This is a genomic window from Pseudomonas sp. HMWF021, from assembly GCF_003061005.1.
Taxonomy (GTDB): Bacteria; Pseudomonadota; Gammaproteobacteria; order Pseudomonadales; family Pseudomonadaceae; genus Aquipseudomonas.
This window is the reverse complement of record NZ_QAIK01000027.1, coordinates 83,960-94,703: the sequence shown is the minus strand read 5'-3', so window position 1 is coordinate 94,703 and position 10,744 is coordinate 83,960. Positions and strand designations below refer to the sequence as shown.

Here is a 10,744-nt window from a genome sequence, read left to right as displayed (position 1 = left end):
GAGTGAGCCCCTGTGGCGAGGGGGCTTGCTCCCGCTCGACTGCGAAGCAGTCGCAGTTTTTGGGGCCGCTGCACGCCCCGGCGGGAGCAAGCTCCCTCGCCACAATAGCCCTCACACAGTTTGATCCGTGTGCGGCATACAACTTGCTGCGTTCCAGCCATCCCCAGGCTGGAAGATCCCATGCTCCACTCCCACCTCACCACCCTCAACGCCGTCTCTCTTATCCTCAACACCTTCAAAGATGAAGGCCTGTCGAGTGAAGCACTGCTGGCTGGCAGCGGCATCAGCGCGGCAGATCTGAACCGCGCCGACACGCGCATCACCACCAATCAGGAAATGCAGGTCTGCGCCAACGCGGTCGCGCTCAAGCACGACATCGGGCTGGAACTGGGCCGTCGCATGCACGTGTCCTGCTACGGCATTCTTGGTTACGCCCTGCTCACCTGTGCCACCTTCGGTGACGCTTTGCGTCTGGCGATCCGTTATCCGGCGCTGTTGGGAACACTTTTCGAGTTGAGCCTGGAAGACGATGGCGAGCGCGTCTGGTTCGTCGCCGCCGACTACCGCGAGAGCCCGGCGATGGCGGTGTTCAATGCCGAGTTCTGCCTGGTCTCGCTGAAAGTGATTTGCGACGACCTGCTCGGCCATCCCCTGCCCCTGCTCGCTACGCGGTTTGAGCACGCGGCACCGGATTACCGCGACAGCTACGCCGAGCACTTCGACAGCCCGCTGCATTTTGCTGCGCGAGACAATGCGTTCGCATTCGACCGGCGCTGGCTCGACCAGCCGCTGCCGCTGGCCGACGTCATTACCCATCAGGCGATGGCCGAGCGCTGCCGCAAACAAAACCTGGAATTCACCGGGAGGCAGGCATGGCTGGGGCGCATCCGCCAGTTGCTCAGTGCGCAGCTCAACGCCGCGCCGGGGCTTGAGGGGCTGGCCCAGCAAATGAAATGCTCGCCGCGCACCCTGCGCCGCCACCTCAAGGACATGGGCAGCAGTTATCAGGAGCTGCTCGACGAACTGCGCTTCGAGCGGGCCAAGCAGATGCTCTGCGAGGACCAGTTGCCGATCTACCGCATCGCCGAGACCCTGGGCTTCAGCGAGACCGCGAGTTTTCGGCATGCGTTCGTGCGCTGGAGCGGTGTGGCGCCGAGCCAGTTCAGAGCCTGAAGATCAAAAGATCGCAGCCTTCGGCAGCTCCTACAGAAATCGGCGTAGGAACTGCCGAAGGCTGCGATCTTTTGATCGGCTGGCAAGGGGCGAATTGCGGTCAGAGGTTTTGGCCGGATCAATCCCCTTTTGGCCTTTCCTGCCGTTCTCCGATTCGCCGCGTGCCGCAACACTGTGGGCAACCGATTCAGCCCTGCGGAGAACAACAAATGCTGACGATCTACTCGGACGATCACCACCTGCACCATGGCCGCTGCGAACTGATCGATGGTCAGCTCAAGCCGTGCTTCGAAATGCCGTCGCGCGCCGACCATGTGCTGCAACGGGTGAAAAACCGGAACCTGGGCGCGGTGCAACCGCCAAAGGACCATGGCCTCGAACCCATCGCGCGCATTCACAGCCATGATTACCTCGACTTCTTCAAAGGCGCGTGGGCACGCTGGACCGAGTTCAACACCGACGGCGACCTGCTGCCCTACACCTGGCCGGCGCGCACGCTGCGTCAGGTCAAACCGACCAGCCTGCACGGCCAGCTCGGCTACTACAGCTTCGACGGCGGCGCACCGATCACCGCCGGCACCTGGCAAGCAGCCTATAGCGCCGCGCAGGTTGCACTGACCGCGCAAGCCGCCATTCAGGCAGGCGCGCGCAGTGCCTTCGCCCTGTGCCGTCCACCCGGACACCACGCGGCCAGCGATCTGATGGGCGGCTATTGCTACCTCAACAACGCCGCAATTGCCGCCCAGGCCTTCCTTGATCAAGGCCACAGGAAAGTCGCAATCCTCGACGTCGACTACCACCACGGCAACGGCACGCAGTCGATTTTCTACGAGCGCAGTGACGTCCTGTTCACATCGATCCACGGCCACCCGGAAGCTGAATTCCCTTTCTTCCTAGGTTATGACGATGAACGCGGCGAAGGTGCCGGTGAGGGGTTCAACTTTAACTACCCGCTGCCCGCCGGTTCCGGCTGGGACACCTGGAGCGCGGCGCTGGAACAGGCCTGCAACGAGATCGACAACTACGGCGCCGATGTCATCGTCGTGTCGCTGGGCGTCGACACCTTCAAGGATGATCCGATCTCGCAGTTCAAGCTCGACAGCCCGGATTACCTGGCCATGGGCAAACGCATTGCCGCTCTCGGCAAACCAACGCTGTTCGTCATGGAAGGTGGCTACGCGGTGGAAGAAATCGGCATCAATGCGGTGAACGTGCTGGAAGGTTTTGAACAACGAACCGGATCCTGAAGCGCATTCCCTGAATATTCCCGAAGACCCGCTGCAACGCGGGTCTTTTTTTGCCTGACGATAACTATCTACCGCCATCGCACCTGATGCCTGCGTCACTGTCTGGCCAACCGATGCTACACACCGCCAGACAAGGACATCATCATGGATCAATACCTGGCCGACGAGGCCGAACCCAGCCCGCAAGCGAACTCCAGCGACCTGCTGACTCAACTGGTCACTGGCCCTTCCATGCACGAGGTAGCTTCCTCCATCCTGTACCCCGCGCTCACCGAACTGTATCCGGATCTGGCAATCAACCCCGACCGGACGCTGGTGGTCAAGCCGACCTGGCTGGTCGAGAATGCAAAAATCACCGTCGGCGTGCCCCAGGCCGAATCCCTGACCGATGCTCTGGTGCGCCACGGCACCACCAACACGCCGGTGACGTACCTGGACGGCGAACACTTTCTGACGGTGCAGCCCAAGGTCTGGCCGATGCCTCATCTGCCGGTCAGGATCGATGTTGTCGGCCAGTTGATGAACGAGTTGATCCCGCTGTTGTTTGTAGCCTATCAGGAGCACCAGCTCGATTACTGGAACCAGCAACGCAACGACCGACCCCGCTGGCATGAATTGGCGGAGTCACTGCGCGCGGTGTGGAATGTCAGCGCCACTAATGGCTGGGATGCAGATCAACAGGCATTGGCGCGCCTGGTGTTCGATTATCCGGACTCGGCCCTGCGCGCATCGCACGACACATTCAAGACCCGGGTATGCCTGGTGGATATCGATCACCTTGAAGACGGTATTTCCCGTCACCGCAACATTCTGGAACTGTGCGTGATCATCGGTACAACAGCTTCACGCACGATGATCCTGACCCACTCTGTTATTGAAGGATTCGGCACGTTCGACAGCCTGGAGGGGCTGAACAACCATGTCTCGAACCGAGGGAAACGCTTCTTCAGCTCAGGGGTAACGCAATGGCGGCTGTATGAGCCCGACGGCGATTTTTTCCAGGCCCAGGCCTGCACGATGATCGCCCTGCAAGGCCAGGCCATTGCACAGCATGATGCCAGTCGTCACCGTGAGGTAACGGATTTGCCTGACAATGAGTTTTCCCCGCTTTCCGCTCGCTATCAGCAAGTCGAAAACCACATGCCGGACTGGCTATTGAATGCCTCGCCGGTCGATCAGACTCGCTACAGTCGCCTGATGATGGATCTGGCGCTGGCGCAACAGCAGAACCCCGGCCAGACGTTCCTTGAGCAAGTCCCGCCCATCGGCGAGTACACCCTCAAGACCCTGCGCGACCGATTACTGGAGAGTCACCCCGACGCTACCGGGCTGAATCTTCAGAACCTGCGGATCGAAATTACCAGCGTGGTGGTCTGGGGGACGTTCGTACCGGGCACCAGCGAAAAGACCACGTTTTCCCTGGTCGATCTGGCACTGGAAAACCTGATTGCCGTGCCGCTGGGCAGCACGTTTATCTACTTCAGCGACGGTGCCCCCGTACCGGAGTGGATGACCGCCGACTTCATCAAACAGCTGATCACCGATGCCAACATCGGCCAGGCCTATCCGGCTCTGCTCAAACAACGCCTGCTGGATGACCCTGTCCAGTCAAAAAGCCTGCAAACGATTTACACCCGGCACTTGAAGATCCAGCTGTCGATGCTGGCGCTGCAGCTCAAACTCTGCAACGAGGGCGGTCTGGATGACCTTGGCTGCCGTTATATCACCCGAGTATTTGAGGAAGATCCGCAAGCGCGCCATGTTGGTGGCCAGGAAATTGTCATTCGCCCGCTGGCGTTCGTGCCCAACGGCGAAGATCCGTCCCGCTACGATACGGTCAGCAATATGTACGTGATCGAACCCCGTGATCCGGATCAGGGGCCATGCCTGCTCTACAGGCCGCTGATGGACAATTGCCTGCTGCAGTATCCAACCCGGGCCAACCTGATTTACGCCATCAAACACAGCCATCGATTACGCAAGTCGATACTGGCCTGGTTGCCCGACAACGCTCGCGCCAACTACACCAACTTCATCTTTCCCGGCGACCTGCCCTCGGTCTGGACGCTGACGGAGCTGCTGGCCAATCCGGTGTTGTCGTTGCAGATCACCGGCCCCGTCAAACTCGGGACAAAAACGGTAGAGGGCGATCGCCTTGCACACCTGTTCAAAAGCAACGCCCGCGCCCTGGTCGAGCTGGCGGACCGGCAGTCTGTATCCAATGCCGAAAGCCACTGGGCCTCGCTCAAGCAGGGTGCCTGGAAACTGTTCAATGGCGTCCTGCCTTTTCTCGGACCAACGCTGGGCACTGCAGCCTGGATCTGGCAGATCATGGATGACGTGCAGGAAGCCGTCGATGCAGTGCAGGAATCCAGACAAGACCAGCTCATCAGCGCCGTCGCCGACCTGTTTCTGAACATAGCCGTGGTGCTTGCCCACCACGCGGCCACCCGCAACAAGCCCGCGCATGCTGTGCGCAAGCCGATCACACAAGAGCCTGAAACAACAAAAGCGGCACCTGAACACAACAAGGTGCAGGTTATTACTCAGGAGCCGGTAAAAACCGTGCAGGCCCCAGACCTGCCACCGGCGCAATTGCCCAGCGATCATGCACTGACGATTCACGCCAGCGGAGCGCTCAACGGCCGGCCATTGACACTGAGCAGGGCAGTGGCCGAACTCAAGGTCGAAAAGCCCGAGGAGCTGGGTGAACCCATCGATGAAGAGGGTCCGGAGAAAAATCTGTACCGACATGAACAACGGCTATACGCGCCCGTGGGCAAAAACTGGTTCGAAGTCGAAGTCGACGATTACGACAATGTGCAGATCATCGACAGTCGCCATACGCCCAAGCGACGAGGCCCGCTGTTGACGAGCAGCAGAAATGGAAAATGGTACATCGATATCAGACTGCGCTTGCGTGGCGGAGGCCTGAGTTCGCGGCGCATGAAATACCAACAGCAAAAGGCAGAACGCGTCGCCGAACTGCTTCAACAACTGGCCGCTTTCGATCGAACCACCAAAGCCAGCCGTGAGGAACTGACCAATGCACATAAGCAGATGGCGGAGGCGAGCGCTGACGACCGCGTCGAACTGACACGGCTGTATCTGGAAAAGACGCAAATCCGCTCCAGCGAATATGAGGCCATCGCCGACAAGCTCGAAGAACTCAATCGTCTGGATCATGTGCCGCATTATCGAACGGCGATGGTCGACCTGCTGAGATCACAACTGTTTCTGAACCAGGCCTGGTTCGACGACATGGCGACTGAATTCAACAACGCCTTGCACAAAACCCTCGAAACCATGGAGCAGGATCAGAACAACGATGCATCGGCGCGCGCCATCCATCAGCGCTCCAGCACACTGATCACGGTCATGATCAACAGGATTGCGTTCTCCCACACGACGTTCGCCAAACTCACGGTGTTGGGCAAGGAAGGCGCTGAAGTCATTCGCACTTATACGCAAAAACTGCCTGTGCATAACGTGAAAGACCTCAAAGCCTTTCAGGTCGTATTGGGCCAGGAACTGTGCCTGAAACCTGAAACCACGCGGGCAGCTCTGGATGTGCAAGCGGAGCTGAACCGCATTGTCGACTCCGCCAGCCTGGCCATCGAGACCTCGCAGGCAGTGATCGACGATAAAACCTCCACGCCCCTCGACGAGCGAATCGAAGCACTCAATGAACAGGTGGAGCGCTTCACTACCATCAACCGGCAATTGGGGGATGTCGCCGAACAGTCAGCGAACCTGATCATTGATGACCCGTTCAAGCTCCTGCGTGAGCGGATCAACGCATTCAGTGACGAAGCCGCTGACGTTCTGGGTGCTCTGCTACGCGAGCGGAAAACCCTGTTACCGGTGCCCGGCCCCTCCCGGATCAAGGCATCTGCCCCGAAGAAAAAAGTCATCAAGACGCGTATGGATGGCATCGTCGCAGGCGAGGAGCGCACCTCAGGCAAGGATAATTTTGTCGACGTGAAAGCGCCTGTCAGCGGAAAAACCCTCGCGACTTATCACCAGAAACCGTCGGGTGAATGGCTCAAGCGGGTCAGTGAATATCGAGCCAGGCCAGCGCCAAAAGTGAGCCTCGCCAACCTCACAAAAAACGCGCAGCACATGCTGGATGGGCTCGAACGCTTTATCAATCGATACAACGCGCTGGCTGACGGAGCAACGTACCTGCCTGTGGAAATCGATGAAGCATTCCAACGCCGCGCCGCCGAACTGAGTGCTCAGTCGGATCGTATTGACGAAGCGCTGGGCCATGAGGCCGGATCCACCAGTGTGGTCGACAAAGCAGATGCGATCAGAAGCCAGCTACAGGCCGCAACGACCAAGCTTTTTTATATTGGCCATTCCACTCGCGTCAGAATGATCATGCAACGGGACCCGACTGCTGCCCATGTCGAATGGCTCAAGCGCTATAACGAGATAGGCATTGTCTCGACAGGCTCGCGCCGTCGCCTCAAGGGCCAGAAAAAGGACTTCCTGCAGGAATACGAAATCCGCAATCGGCAGAGCCAGGAAGTGTTGTGGTATGCCCACTTCCACTACGACTCGATGGAGCAGGCGGACGCAAATTTCATCGCCGCGCACCTCAAGACTCGTGAGCAACGCAAACTCGGCGGCGCCTTTGACTTGCGCACCGCCACCAACGACGGCGAACTGTTGAGAATCTATCGCTCTGAAATCAGCCCCCGGCTGGCCGATCAGCTGTTTTTCAAGCCAGGCACTTGAGGATCAAGTGCGCCAGACCTGATTCAAGCGCAGCAGAGCAGCACTGATCGCTTTCTCCGGTACCGCAGCAAATCCCAGCACAAGGCCTGCGCGCCAGTCGGGGCTGGATGACGACCCAGGCAACCAGTAGCTGCTCAGCCCATTGATCTCCACATCGACGCTGGCGGCCAGCTCAAGCAGTTGCTGCTCGCGGGCAAGACTTTCGACTGCCACGGTCATGTGCAGCCCTGCCGCCACGCTCGGCAGGCTGCCAACACCGGGAATATTCTCCGGCCAGCCTGCCAACAGCGTATTGCGCCGACTCAGGGCGGCACGGCGCATTCGCCGGATGTGCCGCTGGAAATGCCCTGTGGCCATGAATTCGGCCATCACCGCCTGAGTGCTCACTTCCGAATGCCGCACGTCCACCGCCCGGCGCCGGGCAAAGGCCTCGACCAACCCTGCCGGCAACACCAGATAGCCCAGGCGCAGAGCGGGGAACGCCACCTTGCCGAACGTGCCCACGTAGAGCACGCGACCCTGACGGTCGAGCGCCGCCAACGGCGCCAGGGGTGCGCCGCTGTAGCGGTACTCGCCGTCGTAATCGTCCTCGATGATCCAGCCCTGATTGCGTTCGGCCCAGGCGAGCAGCTCCAACCTGCGGGCAAGGCTCATGACCACCCCGGTGGGGTACTGATGGGACGGTGTGACATACGCCACCCGGCAATCGCCAACCTGCGCCAACGCTGCGCAATCGATGCCTTCTGCGTCCACCGGCACACCGTGCAACCGCGCTCCGGCCACGGCAAAGGCATGACCGGCAGCGCGATACCCCGGATTCTCGATGCCAACCGCATCGCCTGGCTCCACCAGCAACTGTGCACAAAGGCTGATGCCCTGTTGTGCGCCACTGGTGATCACAATTTGCTCAGCGCTGCACTGCATGCCTCGCGAACTGCGCAAGTACGCGGCAATCAACCCGCGCAGACGTGCGTCGCCGGCGGGGTCGCCGTAACACAACTGCTGCAGATCGGGTTTGCGCCAGAAAGCCGCGTTCAGCTTGGCCCAGACCTCGAACGGAAACAGGTCGAACGCAGGAACACCCACCCGAAAAGCCTTCGGCGGACCACTTGGCGGCAACGATAAATGGTTGTTTTCCAGGCGTTGCGCAGCACCGCTGTGGATAACTTTACTGGATGAAACCACAGGCAAATCCGGCGGAATTGTGGATAAGGCTGTGGGTAAGCCTGTTGAAAACCCTGTGGATACTTTTGTGGATAGTTTTTTTGCCGATGGCGCGCTTTGCGGTAATTGGGCGACATACGTGCCGTCCCCAACCCGCCCTTCTATGAAGCCTTCGGCGTACAGCTGATCGTAGGCACGCACCACGCTGTTGCGGGAAATCGCCAGCGCTGTCGCCAGATCACGGCTGGCGGGCAGCCGCGTGCCACTGGCCAGACGTCCGTCCAGCACACGCAGACGCACCGCTTGATAGAGCTGGCGGCTCAGACCCTGACGACGGTCGAGTTCGATACCCGCCGGATTGAATGGCATGGACAGCGCAGGCGAATCGGGCATGGCAATGGACCTGTGAAATTGGCCATCAATGGCTCTTACAACAGACCAATAGCCTGCCTAGGATGCAGGCATTCGCCAAGGAAAATTTCTCCATGTACACGCCCCGCGCCTTTGCCATCGACGAACTGTCGCAACTGCACGAACTGATCCTCGCCACCCGTCTCGCCATTCTCGTCAGCCACGGCGAAAACGGCTTGCAGGCCAGCCATGTGCCGGTGCTGCTGCACCGCGAGCAAGGCCCGAACGGCACGCTCTACGGGCACCTGGCCAAAGCCAATCCACAGTGGAAAGACCTGCGTGACGGCGCTGAAGCGATGCTGATCTTTGCCGGCCCCGACGCCTACGTCAGCCCGGGGTTTTACCCGAGCAAGGCCGAGCACGGCAAAGTCGTGCCGACCTGGAACTACGTCGCCGTACACGCCTACGGCCACGCCGAGACCTTCAGCGACGGCGGACGTCTGCTCGACATCGTCAGCACGCTCACCGATCGCCATGAAGCGGGCCGCGCGCAACCGTGGAAAGTCGACGACGCGCCGGCCGACTACATCGACGGCATGCTCAAGGCCATCGTCGGTTTCGCCATTCCAATCGATCGCCTCGAAGGCAAGCGCAAGCTCAGCCAGAACCGCAGCGCCGAAGACATTGCCGGCGTGCGCGAAGGCCTGACTGCCAGCCCCGACATCAACGACCAGACCCTCGCCCACTTGATGCGTTAAGGAAAATCAGCATGACCCAGATCCAGATCCGCCCGGTGACTGCCGGCGATCACGCCGCCTGGCTGCCGCTGTGGCAGGCCTACCTGCGCTTCTACAACACCGAGTTGCCGGACGCCGTCACACACAGCACCTGGCAGCGTTTCCTCGACCCGAGTGAACCGACCCATGCCGCCCTCGCCTGGGCCGACGGCAAGGCGGTGGGCATGGTGCATTTCATCTACCACCGCTCCAATTGGAGCATCGAAAACTCCTGCTACCTGCAGGACCTGCTGGTGGCGCCGGAGACTCGTGGCACCGGCGTCGGTCGCCTGTTGATCGAACACGTCTACACCACCGCCAGGGCCGACGGTTGCTGCAAGGTGCATTGGCTGACTCACGAAACCAATGCCACCGCGATCCAGCTCTACGAGCGCATCGCCGAGCGCCCGGGTTTCATCCAGTTTCGCAAAGCCATTTAAGGAGCCGCGCACATGACCACTTCACTTGCCGACTGGAAAGGCGTCCCCGCCCCCACCGCGACCTTGCTCGAAGGCCGTTTCATCCGTCTGGAACGACTCGATCCGGCACGCCACGGCGACGATCTGTTCAATGCCCTCGAAGGCCCCGGCGCCGACCCGAAGCTGTGGGATTACTTGCCCTATGGGCCGTTCCCCGAGCGCAGCGTTTTCAATGACTGGCTGAACAACCACGCGGCCAGCAGCGATCCGTATTTCTTCAGCGTGATCGACCGCGCCACAGGCCAGGTGCAAGGCATCCTCAGCCTGATGTCGATCGTCCCGGCGCAGGGGCGCATCGAGATCGGCCACGTCACCTTCGGCGCGCCGATGCAGCGTTCACCGAAAAGCACCGAAGCGGTTTACCTGCTGGCCAAATACGCCTTCGAACAGGGCTACCGGCGCCTGGAGTGGAAGTGCAACAACGGTAACGCCCGCTCCAAATACGCCGCCGAACGCCTGGGCTTCAGCTTCGAAGGCGTGTTCCGCCAGCACATGGTGGTCAAGGGCCAGAACCGCGATACCGCGTGGTATTCGATCCTGGATTCGGAGTGGCCGGCGATTGCGGCAGGGTTCGAGCAGTGGTTGAGCGAGGCCAACCAGACCCCGACCGGGCAGGTGAAAGGTTTGGTCGAGTGCCGTTCCTGAGTCTGTAAATGCAAAAGATCGCAGCCTTCGGCAGCTCCTACAGGGGTGTAACTGAAACCTGTGCAGGAGCTGCCGCAGGCTGCGATCTTTTGATCTTCGAGCGTTTCCGATAAATCCACTGCAACCGGCGAAGCTCATGCCATATCTGCAACAAAATGCAGACTGA

General features: G+C 60.2%; 7 protein-coding genes. 6 read left to right on the top strand and 1 reads right to left on the bottom strand.

Features of this window, described 5'->3' with window-relative positions; genetic code table 11:
• Positions 1-180: 180 nt before the first annotated feature.
• The 3 genes from DBR18_RS02480 to DBR18_RS02470 all read left to right on the top strand — a co-directional run bounded on the left by DBR18_RS02480 (position 181) and on the right by DBR18_RS02470 (position 7,163).
• A complete protein-coding gene (locus tag DBR18_RS02480; RefSeq protein WP_108589130.1) occupies positions 181-1,173 on the top strand; it encodes an AraC family transcriptional regulator in 993 nt (330 codons plus the stop codon).
• Between the two features lie 209 nt (positions 1,174-1,382).
• Positions 1,383-2,420, top strand: coding sequence for a histone deacetylase family protein (locus DBR18_RS02475; RefSeq protein ID WP_108589129.1), 1,038 nt, complete (start codon positions 1,383-1,385; stop codon positions 2,418-2,420).
• Positions 2,421-2,564: 144 nt separating this feature from the next.
• A complete protein-coding gene (locus DBR18_RS02470; RefSeq protein ID WP_108589128.1) occupies positions 2,565-7,163 on the top strand; it encodes a DUF6543 domain-containing protein in 4,599 nt (1,532 codons plus the stop codon).
• Positions 7,164-7,166: 3 nt separating this feature from the next.
• Here the strand turns inward: DBR18_RS02470 and DBR18_RS02465 are convergent, their stop codons facing one another.
• Positions 7,167-8,720, bottom strand: coding sequence for a PLP-dependent aminotransferase family protein (locus DBR18_RS02465; RefSeq protein WP_108589127.1), 1,554 nt, complete (start codon positions 8,718-8,720; stop codon positions 7,167-7,169).
• Between the two features lie 92 nt (positions 8,721-8,812).
• Here DBR18_RS02465 and DBR18_RS02460 point away from each other — a divergent pair, with 92 nt between their 5' ends.
• The 3 genes from DBR18_RS02460 to DBR18_RS02450 are packed head-to-tail and all read left to right on the top strand — an operon-like array spanning position 8,813 to position 10,578.
• Positions 8,813-9,436, top strand: coding sequence for an FMN-binding negative transcriptional regulator (locus DBR18_RS02460; RefSeq protein WP_108589126.1), 624 nt, complete (start codon positions 8,813-8,815; stop codon positions 9,434-9,436).
• A gap of 11 nt (positions 9,437-9,447) precedes the next feature.
• Positions 9,448-9,894: a GNAT family N-acetyltransferase gene (locus DBR18_RS02455; RefSeq protein WP_108589125.1), complete on the top strand. Its 447-nt coding sequence runs from the start codon at positions 9,448-9,450 to the stop codon at positions 9,892-9,894.
• Between the two features lie 12 nt (positions 9,895-9,906).
• Positions 9,907-10,578, top strand: a complete 672-nt coding sequence (locus DBR18_RS02450; protein WP_108589124.1) for a GNAT family N-acetyltransferase — start codon at positions 9,907-9,909, stop codon at positions 10,576-10,578.
• Positions 10,579-10,744 lie beyond the last annotated feature (166 nt).